18 protein-coding genes are annotated in these 19,745 nt (G+C 37.8%); 11 read left to right on the top strand and 7 right to left on the bottom strand.

The window, feature by feature from the left end:
- Nucleotides 1–13: 13 nt before the first annotated feature.
- Nucleotides 14–517, bottom strand: coding sequence for a metallophosphoesterase family protein (locus JYB62_RS17835; RefSeq protein ID WP_205646759.1), 504 nt, complete (start codon nucleotides 515–517; stop codon nucleotides 14–16).
- A 67-nt stretch (nucleotides 518–584) separates the two neighbouring features.
- On the opposite strand from JYB62_RS17835, the gene JYB62_RS17840 reads away from it, so the two are divergent.
- The 3 genes from JYB62_RS17840 (at nucleotide 585) to JYB62_RS17850 (ending at nucleotide 3,413) form a co-directional block, all read left to right on the top strand.
- On the top strand, nucleotides 585–986 hold the full coding sequence (locus JYB62_RS17840) for a rhodanese-like domain-containing protein (RefSeq protein ID WP_205646760.1): 402 nt from the start codon (nucleotides 585–587) through the stop codon (nucleotides 984–986).
- Nucleotides 983–2,353: an NAD-dependent succinate-semialdehyde dehydrogenase gene (locus tag JYB62_RS17845; RefSeq protein WP_205646761.1), complete on the top strand. Its 1,371-nt coding sequence runs from the start codon at nucleotides 983–985 to the stop codon at nucleotides 2,351–2,353. The genes JYB62_RS17840 and JYB62_RS17845 overlap by 4 nt, the downstream gene beginning before the upstream one ends.
- An 82-nt stretch (nucleotides 2,354–2,435) precedes the next feature.
- On the top strand, nucleotides 2,436–3,413 hold the full coding sequence (locus JYB62_RS17850) for a pyruvate dehydrogenase complex E1 component subunit beta (protein WP_205646762.1): 978 nt from the start codon (nucleotides 2,436–2,438) through the stop codon (nucleotides 3,411–3,413).
- 134 nt (nucleotides 3,414–3,547) lie between these two features.
- On the opposite strand, the gene JYB62_RS17855 is transcribed toward JYB62_RS17850, so the two are convergent.
- On the bottom strand, nucleotides 3,548–6,076 hold the full coding sequence (locus JYB62_RS17855; protein ID WP_205646763.1) for a TonB-dependent receptor domain-containing protein: 2,529 nt from the start codon (nucleotides 6,074–6,076) through the stop codon (nucleotides 3,548–3,550).
- A gap of 257 nt (nucleotides 6,077–6,333) precedes the next feature.
- Between JYB62_RS17855 and JYB62_RS17860 the strand changes: the two genes are divergently transcribed.
- On the top strand, nucleotides 6,334–7,416 hold the full coding sequence (locus JYB62_RS17860; RefSeq protein ID WP_243431626.1) for a sensor histidine kinase: 1,083 nt from the start codon (nucleotides 6,334–6,336) through the stop codon (nucleotides 7,414–7,416).
- Nucleotides 7,413–8,162, top strand: a complete 750-nt coding sequence (locus tag JYB62_RS17865; protein ID WP_205646764.1) for a LytR/AlgR family response regulator transcription factor — start codon at nucleotides 7,413–7,415, stop codon at nucleotides 8,160–8,162. The genes JYB62_RS17860 and JYB62_RS17865 overlap by 4 nt, the downstream gene beginning before the upstream one ends.
- A 30-nt stretch (nucleotides 8,163–8,192) precedes the next feature.
- Here JYB62_RS17865 and ffh read toward each other — a convergent pair whose 3' ends face one another.
- Nucleotides 8,193–9,527, bottom strand: coding sequence for a signal recognition particle protein (gene ffh, locus JYB62_RS17870; RefSeq protein WP_205646765.1), 1,335 nt, complete (start codon nucleotides 9,525–9,527; stop codon nucleotides 8,193–8,195).
- Between the two features lie 161 nt (nucleotides 9,528–9,688).
- Between ffh and JYB62_RS17875 the strand changes: the two genes are divergently transcribed.
- From JYB62_RS17875 to JYB62_RS17890, 4 genes are all read left to right on the top strand, one after another.
- Entirely contained in the window at nucleotides 9,689–12,100 is a 2,412-nt protein-coding gene (locus tag JYB62_RS17875; RefSeq protein ID WP_205646766.1) for a YfhO family protein, read from the top strand.
- A complete protein-coding gene (locus JYB62_RS17880) occupies nucleotides 12,087–12,803 on the top strand; it encodes a class I SAM-dependent methyltransferase (protein ID WP_205646767.1) in 717 nt (238 codons plus the stop codon). The genes JYB62_RS17875 and JYB62_RS17880 overlap by 14 nt, the downstream gene beginning before the upstream one ends.
- Before the next feature lie 7 nt (nucleotides 12,804–12,810).
- Complete coding sequence (locus JYB62_RS17885; protein ID WP_205646768.1) at nucleotides 12,811–13,335, top strand: FKBP-type peptidyl-prolyl cis-trans isomerase; 525 nt, start codon at nucleotides 12,811–12,813, stop codon at nucleotides 13,333–13,335.
- An 86-nt stretch (nucleotides 13,336–13,421) separates the two neighbouring features.
- The gene (locus JYB62_RS17890) at nucleotides 13,422–13,841 is read left to right on the top strand and encodes a c-type cytochrome (protein ID WP_243431628.1); all 420 of its coding nucleotides are present in this window, start codon (nucleotides 13,422–13,424) and stop codon (nucleotides 13,839–13,841) included.
- 58 nt (nucleotides 13,842–13,899) lie between these two features.
- Here the strand turns inward: JYB62_RS17890 and JYB62_RS17895 are convergent, their stop codons facing one another.
- Together JYB62_RS17895 and JYB62_RS17900 are read right to left on the bottom strand one after the other, a co-directional pair.
- Entirely contained in the window at nucleotides 13,900–14,859 is a 960-nt protein-coding gene (locus JYB62_RS17895; RefSeq protein ID WP_205646769.1) for an ABC transporter ATP-binding protein, read from the bottom strand.
- Nucleotides 14,856–15,206, bottom strand: coding sequence for an MmcQ/YjbR family DNA-binding protein (locus JYB62_RS17900; RefSeq protein ID WP_205646770.1), 351 nt, complete (start codon nucleotides 15,204–15,206; stop codon nucleotides 14,856–14,858). The genes JYB62_RS17895 and JYB62_RS17900 overlap by 4 nt, the downstream gene beginning before the upstream one ends.
- A 145-nt stretch (nucleotides 15,207–15,351) precedes the next feature.
- Here JYB62_RS17900 and JYB62_RS17905 point away from each other — a divergent pair, with 145 nt between their 5' ends.
- Both JYB62_RS17905 and JYB62_RS17910 read left to right on the top strand, forming a co-directional pair.
- Entirely contained in the window at nucleotides 15,352–16,242 is an 891-nt protein-coding gene (locus tag JYB62_RS17905; RefSeq protein WP_205646771.1) for a sterol desaturase family protein, read from the top strand.
- Between the two features lie 109 nt (nucleotides 16,243–16,351).
- Nucleotides 16,352–17,455 carry an acyltransferase family protein gene (locus tag JYB62_RS17910; protein ID WP_205646772.1) on the top strand — a complete coding sequence of 368 codons (1,104 nt, stop codon included), beginning with the start codon at nucleotides 16,352–16,354 and terminating at the stop codon, nucleotides 17,453–17,455.
- A 62-nt stretch (nucleotides 17,456–17,517) separates the two neighbouring features.
- Here JYB62_RS17910 and JYB62_RS17915 read toward each other — a convergent pair whose 3' ends face one another.
- Both JYB62_RS17915 and ispG read right to left on the bottom strand, forming a co-directional pair.
- On the bottom strand, nucleotides 17,518–17,712 hold the full coding sequence (locus tag JYB62_RS17915; RefSeq protein WP_205646773.1) for a DUF6728 family protein: 195 nt from the start codon (nucleotides 17,710–17,712) through the stop codon (nucleotides 17,518–17,520).
- A 48-nt stretch (nucleotides 17,713–17,760) separates the two neighbouring features.
- Complete coding sequence (ispG, locus tag JYB62_RS17920) at nucleotides 17,761–19,743, bottom strand: (E)-4-hydroxy-3-methylbut-2-enyl-diphosphate synthase (protein WP_205646774.1); 1,983 nt, start codon at nucleotides 19,741–19,743, stop codon at nucleotides 17,761–17,763.
- Between the last annotated feature and the right edge of the window lie 2 nt (nucleotides 19,744–19,745).

Here is a 19,745-nt window from a genome sequence, read left to right on the forward strand (position 1 = left end):
TGGATCGCCTTTTTTATTTTCCTCTTTTTCCCAATTCCACCACATTTAGATTTTTCACCTTCCCTAGTTCCAATTCAAAAAGCAACAAGGTACGCATATGATGAAATCCTTGTTGCCCTATCGCTCCAGGGTTCATATACAGACAATTTACAGTAGGATCGAACTCCACCTTGCAAATATGGGAATGCCCACATATAAAAAGATCGGGGCTATATTCCCTGATTTTTGATTTCACCCCTTTCGCATATCGAGGAGGTTTTCCCCCAATGTGAGTCATCAAGACAGTCACTCCCTCCGTCTCCCAATATTGCCATTCCGGATAAAGCTGTTGAATTTCCAAATCATCTATATTCCCAAAAACAGCCCTTATTTGCTTTCCTTTGGGAAGCAAACCCATCACTTTGGAATCTCCAATATCTCCAGCATGCCAAATCTCATCTACATCTTGTAAATAGGTAAGAGTTTTGTGATCAATAAAACTGTGTGAATCGGAAATGAGTGCAATCTTAGTGGACATTTATAAATAAAGGACTTAAATTCCTTTCAATTTGGCTCCCTAAAAGTTCACTTCAAACAATTCACCCATGAAAACTTATCTAAAAATTTTCCTTGCTTTCTTCTCCATGTCAATCATTGCTGCCTGTTCAACTGAATCAACAGACGAACCGATAAAGAGTATTTCCGTCGATGATTTCGAGGAGCTATTATCTCAGAATTCACAACCGATTATTTTAGATGTCAGAACTCCAGAGGAGTATACTGAAGGTCACATAGATGGCGCAATGCTTACCAACTTTTTAGGAGATGATTTTCAAAAACAAATAGAAAATCTAGACAAAAGCAAATCCTATGTGGTCTATTGTAAATCCGGTATTCGGCAGGCAAAAGCCGCGACTTACATGAAAGAATCCGGATTTAAGCATGTCTATCTACTGGATGGTGGTATCGACAACTGGATGAAAGAAGGCAAACCAACAAAAAAATGAGTGAAATTAAATCTATTAATCCGTACACTGGAGAATTGTTAAAAAGCTATCCCTCTTTAAATGAACCTGAAATTCGGGAAAAGTTAGAATTGTCAGATCAAACCTACAATAATTGGAAAAACACATCTTTTTCTGAACGCGCTGAACTTATGGCAAATGCAGGACAACAGCTATTGAAGGAAAAACTGAAATATGCCAACATCATTTCTTTGGAAATGGGAAAAGTAATCAAAGAATCCATTGCAGAAGTGGAAAAATGTGCTTGGGTCTGTGACTATTATTCCAAAAACGCATCTGAATTTCTTAAGGATGAACCGATTGATTTACCTGATGGAAAGAAAGCAAAACTTAGCCATGAGCCTCTAGGAACCATATTAGCCGTAATGCCTTGGAATTTTCCTTTTTGGCAGGTTTTTCGATTTGCTGCCCCTACCTTGATGGCAGGAAATACCGGACTTTTAAAGCATGCATCCAATGTTCCTCAATGTTCATTAGCGATTGAGGAGGTATTCGAACGAGCAGGATTCCCAAAAGGTACATTTCAAAGTTTATTGATTGACTCAAAAGCCACTACGCAGGTAATTTCCAACCCAATCATCAAAGCAGTTACACTTACTGGAAGCGAAAAAGCAGGCGCGAGTGTAGCATCTGAAGCAGGAAAAAACATCAAGAAAGCTGTTTTAGAACTTGGGGGGAGTGACCCTTTCATTGTATTAAAAGATGCAGACATTCCGCTAGCTGCTGAAACTGCAGTCAAAGCCAGAATGATCAATAATGGACAAAGCTGTATTGCAGCCAAGCGTTTTATCATAGAGGAGGAGGTCTATTTCAAATTTGCAGAACTTTTCTCCGCCAAATTAAAAGAACTGAATTCAGGAGATCCTTTGGATGAAAAATCGGATTATGCATGTATGGCTAGAGCTGATTTAGCTTCAGAATTGTATTACCAAGTACAAAAGAGTGTAAAAAAAGGAGCAAAAGTGCTAGTAGGAGGGATAAAACCTGAGGAAGGGACAGCATTTTTCAACCCTACCATATTAACTGATATACCTTCACATTCTCCAGCTTATTCGGAAGAATTATTTGGTCCAGTAGCCAACCTATTTTCTGTAAAAAATGAGGATGAAGCAATCAGGTTGGCAAATGATTCTGAATTTGGTCTAGGAAGCTCTATTTGGACTAAAGACCTCAAGAAGGGAGAGTTATTGGCTAGTAAAATTGAAAGCGGAGCTGTATTTATCAATTCCATGGTAGCTTCAAATCCCCACCTTCCTTTTGGCGGCATCAAAAAATCCGGATTTGGTCGAGAGCTGGGTAGATATGGTATTTTAGAATTCGTAAATACTAAAACTGTCTATTTGGGTTAAATAAGAATATTAATCACGCGGTGTATTTTTGCAATTGCCCAATTCCTTTCTATTTTTACGAACCAAATTTTGTCTTACACTAATGAGAGAATTACAGTTTCGTGAAGCCCTGAGAGAGGCCATGTCTGAAGAAATGAGACGTGATAAGAGCGTTTTTTTAATGGGCGAAGAAGTTGCTGAATATAACGGTGCATATAAAGTGTCACAGGGGATGCTAGATGAGTTCGGCCCTGAAAGAATTTATGACACTCCGATTGCAGAACTTGGTTTTGCAGGATTAGGGGTAGGTGCAGCCATGAATGGCCTAAAACCTATCATCGAGTTCATGACATTCAACTTTTCTTTGGTTGCCATTGATCAAATCATCAATTCAGCTGCAAAAATGCTAGCAATGACAGGCGGGGCCTATAGTGTGCCTATCGTATTTAGAGGTCCTACTGGAAACGCAGGTCAACTGGGAGCTACGCACTCTTCCAACTTTGAAAACTGGTTTGCAAATACACCTGGCTTGAAGGTAATTGTTCCTTCTAATCCATACGATGCCAAAGGTTTATTAAAAGCGGCAATACGTGACCCAGACCCAGTGATTTTCATGGAGTCTGAAGTTATGTATAGTGATAAAGGAGAAGTACCTGATGGAGAATATTTATTACCTATCGGAGTAGCCGACATCAAAAGAAAAGGAAATGACGTGACAGTTATTTCTTTTGGTAAAATGATGAAAGTAGCGCTTCAAGCAGCAGAAGAAATGGCAAAAGAAGGTATCGACTGTGAAGTAATTGACTTAAGAACAGTAAGACCAATCGACTATGCCACTTGTGTAGAGTCTTTAAAGAAAACAAATAGAGCAGTAATTGTGGAGGAAGCAAATCCGTTAGCTGCCATTTCGTCTGAATTAACTTATCATTTCCAGAGATATGCATTCGATTATTTAGATGCACCTGTGATTAGAGTCAATTCAATGGATATTCCTTTGAGCTACTCTCCAACTTATATAGATGTGACTATTCCAAACGTTCAGAGAACAGTAGACGCAATCAAAAAAGTAAGCTATAAATAAGAATTTCAAAACACAAAAAAGCCAACCTCTAAAAGGTTGGCTTTTTTGTTTATACCCAATCTATCTAAAATAGTTTTTTTGATATTTTATGAAAGCTGGACTTGAGCAACCTCGAATCCAGCATGTGAATTCAATTATTTATTATTTGAAACTCCAGTAGCTCCACCACCTTGGTTCATATCTCCATCTCCTCCACTTTTCAGGTCATCATTGTTAATGGATTTCTTTCTTCTTGGTCTTTGATCCATGCTCAACTTTCCAATTCTGTAGCTGAAGTTCACTTTAAAATTCATGTTTCGAAGAGCGGAAGAACTATTTTGCATTATAGTAGGGGTTGTCAGCTCATTTCTAATAATAAACTCTTTGGTAAGAAAGTTGTCCGCTCCGAAACCTATACTTCCTCTCTTTTCATTAAACTGCTTGTTCAAGCTCAAACCATAAACAGCAAATCCTCCAGAAAGTCCTTGTAACTGAACTCTTCTACCCCTTGCAAAAGAAAATAATTGTATTTGCCAATCTTTAGGCAGTGAGTAGTTACCAAACAATCTTCCACTTACTACAAACCCTTCATTTTGTGCTGCTAAAACTGGATCTTCTAATCCATTATCCAATATAGAATAGTAAAGATCAAAACCACCATTAAATGAAAGCTTACTTCCTATCGACACGTTAGCAAATATGTTTGTTCCGATTGCCTGTTCTCTACCTATATTTTCATAAGTGGTGAAAATCACACCATCATTTTGAATCGTTCTTACTGCTTGGATAGACCCAGTAGTATTTCTATAGAATCCAGAGAAGTTAATTACAGTGCTCTTAAAGAAAGTACTATATCCCATTTCATAGTTATCAGTCAATTCCGGATCTAAAACTGGATTACCTTGAGTAATTTGAAGTGGATTAGAAGCATCAATATTAGGATTTAGAAATCTAAGAGAAGGCCTTGAAATTCTTCTATTATAAGCTGCTTTGATCAGATTACCGTTTTTCAATTTCCTGCTCGCGTTAATGCTTGGTACAAGAGTACCATAAGAAGGAATTTCAGCCGTAGTTTCAGTTTTAAAATCTGCATTAATCATTGTATACTCATATCTCAACCCAGCCTTCAAAGTATAATTCTTCAAAAAACTAAAAGTATAAGAAGAATAAGCTGCCGTTACATTTTGATCGTAATTAAAGGCATTAGTTAAGGACGGGTTTTCACTTTCTATAAAATCCCCATCTGAACCATCAGCTTGGAAGTAAGCAAAGTCAGAAACAGCTCTCCTTGTAATATTTTTTGCGCCATACTCTAAGATTTGATTACCGTCTTTCCCTAAAGGATTTACAAAATCAAGTTGAATTGTAAACTCTTCATTTTTACTAGGATTGTCATTTCTCAACCTTGAATTGATCGTTTCAAAATCATCTTCAAAAAGACTGTTAACAAAAGAATTTTCACGATTATCTCGACTGTAGAGAGTAAGAATACTGAATTCCTTTCCTTTTTTCTCATATGTTTTAGTGTAGTTGACACTAATATCCACAGAATTCGACTCGTCTATAACGTCTGTTTCTCTAAGAGCTTTAGAAAGTAATTGGTTCTCCAAATAGTTTTCAGTGAAAAAATTATTTTGATAATTCTTAGAATTTCTAATACCAAAGTTTATTGACCCTGTTAAGAAATTATATTTATCAATTTCGTAATCCACACCAAAATTATATCTTCCAAAAATGTCAGTTCTTTTTGTATCTGCAGATTGAATTACTTTCGCTATTGAACTATTAGGATTTGTAATTAATTGTTCGTTTTCAAATCTTCCATTTATATTATAACCTGATCTACCAAACCCTCCAAGTGAAAAACCAAACTTCCCTTTTCTAGCAGAACCATTTAAACTTAAATTAGACCCCCTCATACCAACTCCACTTCTCACGTTTAAGGTCAAACCCTGAAGATTATTCTTCATAGTAACAATATTAATTACTCCAGAAGTACCCTCAGCATCGAATCTTGCAGATGGAGATGTTATGACTTCCACCGCTTTTATTTCTTCAGCAGGGATTTGTCTTAGAGCATCTGAGATACTACTAGCTGCAATTGCTGAAGGTCTATTATCAATCAAAACGGTAATATTACTACTTCCTCTCATGGATACGTTTCCATCCAAATCAACTGAAAGCATTGGAACTCTTCTAAGTACATCTGTACCATCTCCCCCAGCCGTAGTTTTATCATTTTCTGCTTTATAGATGGTCCTATCTACTCGCTCTTCTATTAACTCTCGTTGACCTTGAACAGTCACTTCTTCCAAAGCTACTCCTTCATCAGACATCAAAATATCTCCTAGATTCACATCTCCATTTGGAGAAGTAACCTGGATATTATCTACTGTTTGGGTTTCGAATCCCAAAAAGCTAACTTTAAGAATATAGGATCCTGGCTTCATCCCTGTGATAAAGAATTTACCTTCATCATCAGCCACTCCACCGGCAATGTTCTCTTCTGTGCCAGCTTTGTAAAGAGCGGCGGTCGCATAAGGAACAGCCTCTCCAGTATTTTGATCTTTAGCTACTCCAATTATTCTTGCAGGAGTTTTTTTATCCCCATCGGTACTTTGGGCAAAAATCCCCACCGAAATAATGGTGCTAAAAACAAAGGTTAAGTAAAATAATTTCTTCATGATAGTTGTTGCTGAGTTGCTTTACACAGTTATGTACAACAAAACAACACCTATTGTTTTAAACTATACTGGTGTAATAGACCATTCCTTTAGTTTTATCGACTAAACAGGGAAACCACCGGATTAAACCCAAAAATCAATCGATAAACGGGTTTATCTATTCAAATGGATGTTCTAGAGGTGTAATCCGTAGATTGGTAGATTTTATTTTAGGTGTTTAGGTACTTTTCCTTAGTTTCAGATCGAAATTCAAACAAATGCCTCCATTTAGCTCAAAAAAGAATCTTTCATTTATCGTCCATATACTTGGTTGGTTGATGCTCTGTATCATTCTAATCTTGCTATCTCCGCTTTCTTGGAGAATGGGAGATAACGAATTGCCAGATGCATTTTGGTATAAGCAGGTTTTTCTCATCATATTCCTTATAGGAGTTTTCTACTCCAATGTTTCCATTACCGTCCCAAGGATTCTCCTAAAAGGAAAAAACTACCAATACATCTTATTGGTGGTGGGAGGAGCTATCCTTTTTTACTTTTCCATTATTTATTTTGAGCAATTCATTAAGTATCCCCAAAAGATGCATGAATTCTTCAACCCAAATAAGCCCTATTCACCAAGAGGAAGATGGTTACCTGGAGATGTTTTCCAGATCCTATTATATATGGTATCTATAGGATTAAGTACTTCCTTGGCACTGGTACAAAAATGGCAGCGAGATGAAGTGGAACGTCAAGATCTTGAAAAGCAGAAAATCAACACAGAGCTATCTTATTTAAAAGCGCAGATCAATCCACATTTCTTTTTCAATACCTTAAATAACATCTATTCACTCACCAACCTGGATGTAAAAAAAGCGCAAGAGGCCTTATTAAAACTTTCTCGAATGATGCGGTATGTGCTGTATGAAAACCAAAAGGATGTAACGCTACTAAAAAAAGAAGTCAACTTTATTCAAGACTACATTGAGTTAATGAAGATGAGGCTTTCGAATAATGTCAAATTAAATCTGAAGATAGAAGAGCCCAAAGATGATCAAATCATTGCTCCTATGCTATTGCTTCCATTTTTAGAAAACTCATTTAAGCATGGTATCAGCAGCCAGAAGGAATGTGAAATAACCATCCGCATGGAGGTTATGGGTGACACTTTATTTTTTGAAACTCGAAATCAAATATTTCCAGTCCACTCAGATAGCCCTGAAGCTAAGGAAAATGGGATTGGGATGGTCAATACTCAGAGAAGGCTTGCATTATTATACCCCGAAAAACATCGGCTTAAATTTGGTAAAGATGAATCCAATAATGAGTATTGGGTAAATCTTACAATCAACCTTGCATGAAACTGAAATGTGTAGCGATAGATGACGAGCCATTAGCACTGGACTTGATCTGCAAGTTTATTGAGCAAACTTCTTTTCTACAATTAGAAGGCAGGTTTAGTAATGGCATCGAAGCTTTAGGTTTTATCAACCAAAACGAGGTTCAGTTGATATTTATGGACATCCAAATGCCTGATCTCTCTGGAATGGAACTTGCAAGGGTACTGGATGGAAAGAAGAATTCAGATAGGACAAGAATCATTTTTGCCACCGCTTATCATCAATTCGCCATTGAGGGCTATAAAGTGGAAGCTTTGGATTATTTGTTAAAGCCATATAGCTATGAAGAATTTCTTAATGCAGCCACCAAGGCTTTTAGCTATTTTGAAAAATTAAACTCTGCAGCACCAATCAGCAGTAGTCCAGCTGAATCTCATGCTATTCCCGAATACATTTTTTTAAAAGTGGAGTATCAATTGGTGAAAGTGATATTAAAAGATATTGCCTTCGTAGAAGCATACAAAGACTATGTCAAAGTTCATTTGATTTCCAAACCCAACCCTTTACTCTCTTTGACTAGTTTAAAAAGCATGGAAGAGTTACTCCCTTCATCTCACTTTATGCGAGTACACCGATCATTTATAGTTTCATTAGATCATATTGATTCTGTTTCAAAAAATGTAATTCAGATTGGAAAACACCACATAGCCGTGGGAGATAATTACAAAGAAGCTTTCCTTGAGTTTCTAAGTAAATGGATGAATTAAAAAAGGGAGCATGACGCTCCCTTTTTACTTTTATCTTTTGCCACCTGGCATCAATCGGCTCATGGCTGCTTTAGCCCCGCCCATTTTATTCATCTGCTTCATCATCTTACGCATGTCGCTAAACTGCTTCATCAGATTATTGACTTCAGTAATGGTTCTTCCTGATCCATTTGCAATGCGCTTTCTTCTACTTCCATCGATCAAATCAGGTTGTTGCCTTTCCAAAGGGGTCATACTTTTGATAATGGCTTCAATAGGTTTGAAAGAATCGTCATCAATATCCAAGCCCTTCATAGCCTTGCCCATACCAGGGATCATTCCCATCAAATCTTTAATATTACCCATTTTCTTCACCTGCTCCAGTTGAGAAAGGAAATCATCAAAGTTGAAACTGTTGGTTCGAATTTTAGAATTGATCCTTTTAGCCTCTTCCTCATCAAAGGATTGCTGAGCACGTTCTACCAAGGAGATTACATCTCCCATACCCAAAATACGTTGGGCCATTCTATCTGGATGGAATACGTCAATATTCTCCATCTTTTCACCTGTAGAGATGAATTTGATTGGTTTATTGACTACGTGACGAATAGAAATAGCTGCACCACCACGGGTGTCGCCATCTAATTTCGTCAACACTACTCCATTGAAATCTAATCGCTCGTCAAAAGTTTTTGCAGTATTTACAGCATCTTGACCAGTCATAGAGTCCACTACAAACAAGGTCTCTGAAGGATTGAGTGATTTTTTCAACTCCTCAATTTCCTGCATCATTTGATCATCCACTGCCAAACGACCCGCTGTATCGACAATCACTGTTTTCTTCCCGGATTTCTTAGCATAGGCGATTGCATTATTTGCAATTTCTAATGCATTTTTATTTTCAGGCTCGGCGTACACCTCAACCCCTACTTGCTCGCCGAGTACTTTCAACTGATCAATTGCAGCTGGTCTGTAAATATCACAAGCAACTAAAAGAACCTGCCGTCCTTGCTTCTTGAGTAAGCTGGCTAGTTTTCCTGAAAAAGTAGTTTTACCAGAACCCTGAAGACCAGAAATCAGTACCACGGATGGGTCTCCGGATAAGTTGATTTCCACTTTGGTGCCACCCATTAATTTGGTCAGCTCCTCCTGAGTGATTTTAACTAACAACTGACCTGGAGAAACTGAGATCAACACATCTCGACCTAGTGCCTCTTTTTTAATAGTATCAGTTACTTCCTTTGCTACTTTATAGTTAACGTCAGCATCAATTAAGGCTCTTCTTATCTCCTTAACCGTAGTGGCTACGTTTATTTCTGTGATCGTACCAGTACCTTTCAGCGTTTTGAAAGCACGGTCTAATTTTAAACTTAAATTATCAAACATTCCTATTGCGGCTATTTGTGGCAAAAGTAATGATTTTCATCAGGGATAGAAAGCATCATTTCATCTAATACTGCCTCCAAGCAAATAATGTGATTAGGACTCTTTGCCTTTAAATTCCTAATTTGCGGCTGCATCTAAAAAATCCTAGAAATTTCTTTTTCATGACCATAGATTTTAAGAAAGACATTCTCCCTCACGTAGTGGGAATTGCCCTATTTTACGCCATAGTAGCCATCTATTTTTCCCCAGTGGTTTTTGAAAACCAGGTTATTTTTCAAGGTGATATCTTGAAATGGGAAGGATCTGCAAAAGAAACGATGGATTTCAGAAAGGCGACCGGCGAAGAAGCTCTTTGGACTAACAGTATGTTTGGCGGGATGCCTGCCTACTTTATAAGCCTGGATTTCCCCGGAGACATCACCAACGCATTAGTCTCCATCCTTTCTTTGGGGTTACCTCACCCAGTCAATGGGTTGTTTTTTGGAATGGTGGGAATGTACATTTTATTGTTAAGCTTTCGAGTCAGGCCAATATTTGCCATTTTAGGCAGTGTTGCCTTTGCCTTTAATACTTACAATTTACTCAGTTTAGCGGCAGGACATAACGCAAAAATATGGGCAGAATGTTTAATACCCCTCATTATTCTGGGTATTCATTTGGCTTTTGAAAAGAAGAGAATCCTGGGAGCATCCATTTTAGCTCTAGGGCTTCTCCTGCAATTCAAATTCAATCACGTACAAATCACTTACTACACCTTCCTGATGGCAGGAATATATGTTTTGGTAAGAGTCCTATTTGAATGGAAGAAAGAAGGTCTTATTCCAATGGCCAAAACAGTTGGAATATTAGCCATCGGTGCCATATTAGCCATTGGAGGTAATATTGGTAGACTGGCCACTGCCTTGGAGTACTCTACCTATTCCACAAGAGGCGAGGTAACTATTGAAACAAAAGAAGCTGGACTCGATAAAGAATATGCTTTCGGTTGGTCCAACGGAATTATGGAATCCTTCACCTTTTTGATACCTGATTTTTATGGAGGCGGATCCAATACTCCTTTACCCAAAAATTCAGCTTCAGAAAAAGTACTGAGACAACAAGGGTTAGACCCAGCGCAAATCAATGGTTTTGTTCAGGGAGCTCCCACTTATTGGGGTGACCAACCTTTTACAGGAGGTCCAATCTATGGTGGAGTAATCCTGATCTTTTTAGCAGTTTTGGGGATCTGGGCAGCACCTAAGCAAACCCTCATCACATTTGGTGCAATTATTATCTTCTCTTTGATGCTTTCATGGGGCAAAAACTTGTCCTGGTTCAATTACTTGCTTTTTGACTACTTACCTGGATACAACAAGTTTCGAGCAGTCTCCATGGCTTTAGGCATGACCTTGTTTGCCATTCCCGTTTTAGGAATGGTCTCTTTAGAAAAGCTTGTCAAAGAAGATAAATTGAAATCACTGTATATGGCAGGGGCCGTAACAGGAGGTCTAATTTTACTTTTTATTCTTGGAGCGGGAATGTTCCGCTTTGAGGGTTTGGCAGATCAGGGACTCCCTGATTGGTTACTCGGAGCTTTGAAAGATGACAGAAAATCCATGCTGCAATCCAGTGCATTGAAGAGTCTTGGGTTCTTAGCAGCTGCCTTTGTCTTGATCTATTTTACGGTCAAAGGCAAAGTAAGTGATCTCATTCTAGGAGCAGGACTATTTATGCTGGTTCTATTTGACCTTTGGACCATCAATCGCCCTTATTTAAATTCGGACTCCTTTCAGCCAAATCCTACTAATAGCTATTTTGCAGAAACTCCAGCCGAAACTGAAATCTTAAAGGATGATTCTTATTTCCGGGTTTTAGATTTGACAGAGGGAATACAATCTGCGGGTAAGGCAAGTTATAGATTCCACGCTATTGGAGGATATCATGGCGCCAAATTGAGACGTTTTCAGGATTTAATTGATTACAGACTTTCCGGTGAGCTCAATAACTTTGTAACCAAAGCTCAGGAAGGAGATTTTGATTTTTCTGGCATTCAATCATTTAATATGCTCAATACCAAATACATCATTGCTGGAAAAGCGGCCAATGCAGTATTTGAAAACCCAGAAGCAAATGGACCAGCATGGATTCCTTCCAGTATTAGAAGTGTAAATTCAAATTTGGAAGAGATCACAACTCTGGGAGAAATCAACACTAAAACTGAAGCAACCATTAACACTGATGAATTTGGCCAAGTTGATGCAGGAGCTGGCACCATTGAATTAATTTCCTATGCGCCAAACCATCTAACATATACTGCAAATATGAGTCAGGGAGGCTTAGCTATATTTTCAGAAATCTACTATCCTGTAGGATGGACTGCGACAATCGATGGGCAAGAATCCGATATTTTAAGAACTGATTATTTGTTAAGAGGGTTAACTATTCCTGCGGGTCAACATGAAATCGAATTTCATTTCGCCCCAAGCAGTTATACCAAAACCAAAACACCAATGATCATCTTCCAATACCTGATCATTTTAGGATTAATTGGTGGTGTATACTTCACTATAAAAGAAGAAAATGGAAGAGCCTAAAGACAAAATCATTAGTTACTACGACCAATTTTCCGAAAAACAGGAAAAAACAGGAATAAACTCCAGACATTTAAGTATCCTGGATAAAGTAATGGCTGCTGGTTTAAAAGAACACCATCGCGTACTTGAAGTGGGTTGTGGCATAGGTACGGTTAGTAGCTTGATTGCAGGTCAGGTGAAAAAAGGCGAAGTGTTGGCAGTGGATATCAGTCCCGAAAGTATAGATAAAGCCAAGGTGATTTGGAAGGATTTTGACAACTTGAAATTTGAAGTTTCTGACATGTCTGACTTTCACAAGGCAAAGCAGACATTTGACTTCTTCGTCTTCCCTGATGTATTGGAACACATTCCTGTGGATCAGCACCAACGTTTATTTCAAACTATTCAGGAACATTCCCATCAGGATTCTGTAATATTTATCCACATCCCCGCACCAAGGTATTTGCAATGGATGATTCAAAACGAGCCTGAAAAACTACAGGTAATCGATCAGCCTTTGGATTCGGGAGACTTAATCAAAAGCATTACTTCCAGTGGTTTTTACCTTGAAAAAATGGAAACCTATTCCGTCTTTTTCGAAGAAAAAGATTACCAATATTTTGTCTTTAGATCGCAAAAACCTTTGGAACATTCCACTCCAAGAAACAAATGGAAAATTCTAATGGAAAGAATAAGTATCCGGTTAAGACATGGGATTAAATAAAGAAGATATGAAAATTAAAAACAATACAGTGGTTGGGCTTACTTACGAATTAAAGGTAAGTAAAACAGAGGATGAGATTGAATCAGCTCCTTTCTCGGTAGAGGTCAGGGACACAGAAGATCCTTTTTACTTTCTTTTTGGTCAAAGTGGGCTTCCAAATAAGTTTGAAGAATTATTAGGAGGGCAATCCGAGGGTGAGGAATTTTCATTTACCCTTTCTGTGGAGGAAGCATATGGTGAAGCCGATGATGAATTAATCATCAACCTACCTAAATCCCAGTTTTCCGGGGAGCAGGGATTTAAAAAGGAAATGCTTGAAGAAGGAAACTTTCTTCCATTAATGGATGAAAATGGATATCCTATGCAGGCAAAAATCTTAAAGGATTTAGGAGAGGATTTGCTACTGGACTTCAACCACCCTTTAGTCGGCTTTGATTTGCACTTTGATGGAAAAGTAATTGAAGTACGTGAAGCAACTAAAGAAGAGATAGAGCATGGACACATTCATGGAGAACATGGAACTGACCATTAGAATGATTCTTATTTTATTAAATATGAAGGGCATGAAAATTAATTCATGCCCTTTCTTTATTATATTTTCACAAACATCTTTGGCCAATGACTAGAATATTCCTCCTTCTTTTTTTGTCTTTTATAGGGTGTACTTCTATTGATAAGAAGAAATCAATTGAAAATGAAATGATCAGCTCAAAAGCAGATGATTACTTTCGGGTAATTGAGGGTCAAGATGAAGAAATTGACACATCCTTAGTTAAAAAAGGAGAAATTCTAATCGCTTATTCGGATTGTTTAGACTGCCATAAAATTGAAAATAGAGCAAAGGGACCAGCATTTTTAGACATTTCAAAAAGGTATCCTTACCAAGAGGTTTACATAGATTTACTATCTCAAAGGATCATATCTGGAGGAAATGGATCATGGGGATATCCTGTTATGTCAGCACATCCTAATCTAAGCGTTGAAGATTCAAAGGCCATGGCTGCCTTTGTATTGTCAATGGAAAATTTACGAGATTAAATTTTAATCTTAAACCTCCATTAGTCAGCGGCCTGAGGATTAATCAGATATTAGATTATTACTTTTTCAATACCATGACTTTATCCTCATCAAACTGAAGATATACCCTGTCACCAATTTTAAATTTGCGGAGCGGATCATCTACTTCCCAAATTTCACCCCCATTTTTCAACCGAACTTGCAGGCTATTAAAATGCACCAAATAACGGGTGTCCACTACATGTCCAAGCAGTGGTCCTTTGGTTCTTAACTTGACGTTGGAAGGTCTTATATATGAGTTAAACCTATCTGGAATGAGGTTGATAGGGCTAAACAGCTGAGCAACGTACTTAGACTTAGGATGTTCACACAATTCTTGAGAAGTCCCCTGCTGAACGGTTTTCCCTTTTTGTAATATTAGGAGGTTATCTGTTAGTCTTAGTGCATCATCGAGGTCATGGGTTACAAAAACCACCGTGGTACCCAATTCCTGAAACAATTGCTTTAATTCAAAAATCAATTGATGAGTTTGAATAGTATCTAAAGAACTAAATGGCTCATCCAACAATAATAATTCAGGCTCCACACTCAATGCCTTGGCTATGGCTACCTTTTGCTGCTGTCCTCCCGAAAGTTGCCTTGGATATCGATCCCTAAAAGCTTTTAACCCCAATAAATTCAATAGATTTTCCACCCTGGATTTTGCATAATCCTTTTCATAATGAAGAAGCGGACGAGCAATATTTTCTTCTACTGAGGAATTGGGAAACAAATGGTAATCTTGATGTATCAATTTGATTTCATCATAGCCAGAAACCAATTTGTGTTTGGGGTTTAAAATCAACTCTCCATCAAGATGAACCTCTCCTTCGTCTTGTATCTCTAGGCCTGCCATAATCCTTAGCAAGGTACTTTTCCCGGATCCACTCGCTCCTACGATGGAAAGAAAATCTCCTTTATTTAACTTTAGTGAAAAATCGCTTAAGGCGGGGTTCTGGTCATAGGATTTTGACACATGTCTTACGGAAAAATAACTCATAGGCGTATTTCTGCCTGGATTTTCTTTGGCAGGCTGGCAAAGATAAGTTCGTACGATTGATCTGCCAATTCAAGGATTAAAGGATCTGGAACATTCCCAGTAGTACTGACTGAATTCCATTGTTTTTTGTTCATATGATATCCAGGAGTTATCCCTTCGTATTGCTCACGCAATTCAATAGCTCTTTCAGGGTCACATTTTAGATTGATGTATTGAAATTGACTGATTGAGGTTATGGAGAATATTTTACCACCCACACGAAAGCAAAGAGCATCCTCATCAAAAGGAGTGTCTTCCGTAGTTCCAGGTTTTGATAAACAATAATCTCTATAGTAGGTTAAAGTCATTAAGTTTAAATTATTCAATGAAAATAAAGAATTCGTTCTGAAACTTTACATCAATTTAAATTTAGCAAAAGACAATTTCATATTCAGCAATATTTTTGTGAGCGAAGTCACGTAAGGGTTAGGATAAAATAAACATCTTTGTTGCATGGAAAAATACATCAAAGCAATTTCTGACGGCTATTATGGCTATTGGAATTATTTGGTAAATGAAATATTAAATCCTTCTTGGCATAATTACTTCTATTGGCTCATTGGAGCCTCTTTTGTGATTTGGCTGTTGGAAGTATTTTTCCCTTGGAGGAAAAACCAACCCATCATCCGAGAACACTTTTGGTTGGACATTTTCTACCTATTCTGGAATTACTTTCTTTTTTCCCTTGTGGCTTACAATGCACTTTCCATGGTCGCAGTAGAAGCCTTCAATGATTTCCTAGGACTATTTGGGATTACAAATACCGTTGCAATCAAAATCGATCAACTTCCTGGCTGGGTTCAATTATTCATCATCTTCATCGTCCGAGACTTTATGCAATGGGCGATTCACATGATGTATCATCATGTCGGTTGGATGTGGGAATTCCATAAAGTCCATCACAGCACTCGAGAAATGGGCTTTGCAGCACTTCTTCGCTACCACTGGATGGAAAACATCTTGTATAGGACACTGGAATACATCCCATTGGCCATGATTGGTGTAGGGATTACCGATTTTTTCATTGTCCATATTTTCACCTTGGTGATAGGACAGTTAGGACATTCTAATTTATATATTCCTTTAGGGCCTTTTCGATATATTATCAATGGACCTCAAATGCATCTTTGGCACCATGCAAAAGAACTTCCTGAATCCCATCCAAATGGTTTTAACTATGGAATATCTTTAAGTCTTTGGGACTTTATTTTTAAGACCAATTATTGGCCTTCTGATGATGAAAATCTACCTGTTGGACTTCCTGATGAAGAACACTATCCTGAAGATTTTATAGGTCAAAATATTGCTCCTTTTCAACGAATTTTTGGAAAGAAAAAAGGATAAAAAATACGACTTCTAATTTTGATCAAGTAGGACAAAGCTTTTTATATTATTGGCAAAGCCATATTTATCTATTTTGGTTAGTTTAGGGTAAAACCCAACCTAAAACCAAATGGATTCAACTTTAATCAAGTCTGGAAGGCTTGTTTCACTGGACACCTTTAGAGGTCTAACCATGTTTTTATTAGTAGCAGAAGCTGCTTCTGTCTATCATAGTTTATTAGAGGCTTTCCCGGAACCTGGATTTTTAAATTCCTTTTTCACCCAGTTTACTCACCACCCTTGGAACGGGCTTCGATTCTGGGATTTGATCCAACCCTTTTTCATGTTTATAGTAGGCGTAGCAATGCCCTTCTCTTTGAATAAGCGGTTAGCAAATCATGAAGACCGGCCCAAAGTAACCCGACATATACTTAAAAGATGCCTATTGCTATTTCTATTTGGCACTGGACTCCATTGCATCTATGCGGGTAAGCTTGTTTTTGAACTTTGGAATGTGTTGACCCAACTTTCCTTTACAATTTTAGTAACCTACTTCCTCCTTAAAAAATCCTGGCAAATTCAATTAGGAGTTTCTATTGCCTTATTAGCCCTTACTGAAGTTCTTTACAGATTGTATAACCCAGAAGTTCCTTATGAACATGGAACAAATTTCGGCAACTATATTGACATGATTTTGATGAGTAAGATCAATAGTGGTGGCTGGGTAGCGATCAACTGCATTCCTACAGCTGCACATACCATTTGGGGAGCTATTTGTGGAAATATCCTTTTATCCACAAGCCTTCCGAAAGATAAGATCAAGACGTTTGTAATAGCTGGAATAATTGGCTTGATTCTAGGATATGGGCTAGACATCATCGGAATTACTCCCATTATTAAAAGGATTAGTACCAGTTCCTTTGCCTTAGCTTCTGGTGGATGGGCTTTATTGGCCTTGGCTTTATCCTATTGGCTGATTGACATAAAAAAACACCAATCCAAAGCTTTTCCTTTCATCATAGTAGGCATGAACTCCATCTTCATTTACCTTTTTGCAGAAATACTTGGACATCGCTGGCTAAATAGAACCATCGGGATTTTCACCTCAGGTTTTCTTGAACCAATTGGTTTTGGAGAACATTCATTAGCAATCATCACAGCCTTCTGTACCTTGGCTACCATGTGGGGACTTTGTTATTTTCTTTATAGAAATAAGATCTTTTTTAAGATTTAATCCTAAATAAAAAGGTCATCTGGAAATTCAGATGACCTTTTAACTATAGTATTCGATTAAACTTAAATAAATCTTTTTAGGGTCCAAACGATCAATGCCAAAAGAAAAACAATGATGGAAATCTTATTAATCCCATGCATCATTCTCAAATTCAAATTTGATTTTTGGCTTGGATCAGGTTTTTGAAAAACCCTTACAAAGTAATTACCCACTTCACCTAACTTAAAGAATTCTTTTACTTTATTGTTTTCTGACATAGTTTCTGACTTTGCGTGTTCAACAGGAAAATGGAATAATAAGTTTATTTAAATGGAATCCGATTCGTTCCACATCCCATCTTCTTTAATAATTTCTATTAGTTCATCCACAGCCCGTTCTGAAGGGACCGATCTTTTCATTACTTCTTTTCCTTTGTAAAGGGTTATTTTCCCTTTCCCAGACCCTACATACCCATAATCTGCATCTGCCATTTCTCCAGGTCCATTCACAATACAACCCATAATACCAATTTTCACCCCCTTCAAATGATCTGTTCTTTTTCGTATCATGGCAGTGGTTTCCTGAAGATCAAACAGAGTTCTACCACAAGATGGACAAGATATGTACTCTGTCTTGGACATTCTCGTTCTGGCCGCCTGAAGCACCCCAAAGCCGACAGAATTATGCAATTTTACTTGATCCAAAATCTCTTGACGATCCGTTTGGTTTTCTTTTTCTAAAGAAATAAATATTCCATCTCCCAAGCCATCAATCAGCAAACCTCCTACATCGGTAGCAGCATATAACATAGTCAAATCATGATCTTGATCTGGATAGGCAATTTTAACCACTACCGGTATTTCGGTGTTTGATTCCATAAGGCTGACAAATGCACGCCTTAAAGCAGGCATCGCATGCTTATTGGAAGTTTTCAAAATCAACACCGTATCCTTCCTATCAGCAATAATAGGAATGACTTCTTCTATTTCAGTATCAAAAATTTCAAGGAAATTCAGTTCTAAATGAAAGTCAGAAGAATTGGCATATTCATCCAAATTAAATAAAGGAAACTTATTGATTTGGTCTGATTGCTGCTTCCAGATTTCTGCATATTGAATTTCTTTCATCCCATTTGGTAACATAAACGGAATGGGATTGGAGCCTGAAAAAACAAAATCACAACCTTGGTCATTCATTTTCCATTTGTCCAATTCTGGCAAATAGAAATGCCCGGTTTGCTTTATTTCCTTCTCCGAGATTTTCTCAATTTTAGATATATCGGTGATTACCCTAGGAACATGATGTCCTCCAAAATTGAAAACCTCATAGGTATGCCGTTTCTCATGGTCAAAAGGATGAATAGGATACTCCTCTATTTTCTTAATTTCTGCGTGAGGAGTCCTCTTCGAATATCGATCAATCAATGCTTTGGCAACAGGCGCTTCAAATTCCGGATCCTCTGTTAAGGATACCCGAACTGTATCACCCAACCCATCTTCCAGCAAGGTGCCAATCCCTACTGCAGATTTAATTCTTCCATCTTCTGCTTCTCCTGCTTCAGTTACCCCCAAATGTAGAGGATAAGGCTTGAAGCCTCCTTCTACTAATTTTTGAACTAACAAACGATACGCCTGTACCATTACCTGTGTATTGGAGGACTTCATAGAAATGACGATATCATGATAGTTTTCGTCTTCACAAATTCTTAAAAACTCCAGCGCAGATTCCACCATCCCCAAAGGAGTATCTCCATAGCGACTCATAATTCTATCTGATAGAGAACCATGGTTGGTGCCGATTCGCATGGCAGTACCGTGCTCTTTACAAATCTTTACCAATGGTAAAAATCGTTCTCGGATTCTATTCAACTCTTCTTGGTAGGATTCATCCGTATATTCTATGACTTCAAATTTCTTTTTATCCGCATAGTTGCCCGGATTAATTCGAACCTTCTCTACTATTTTAGCAGCAACTTCTGCCGCATTGGGAGTAAAATGTATATCTGCTACTAAAGGGGTACTATAGCCTCTTTTTCTTAGCTCGTCTTTTATATTCTTTAAATTCTCAGCCTCTTTAATACTTGGAGCTGTAATACGAATCAATTGACACCCTGATTCAATCATACGGATGCATTGCTCCACAGATCCTTGGGTATCCATTGTATCTACGGTCGTCATCGATTGAACTACAATGGGATTATCCCCACCGATCAATACCCCTCCTACATTGACAGGAATGGTTTTCCTTCTCGAATAGGAAGTAAGGCTATTGCAATACAATTGATCCTGCGATTTTATTATTGGCTCCATAG

The organism is Algoriphagus lutimaris (assembly GCF_017051705.1).
GTDB lineage: Bacteria > Bacteroidota > Bacteroidia > Cytophagales > Cyclobacteriaceae > Algoriphagus > Algoriphagus lutimaris.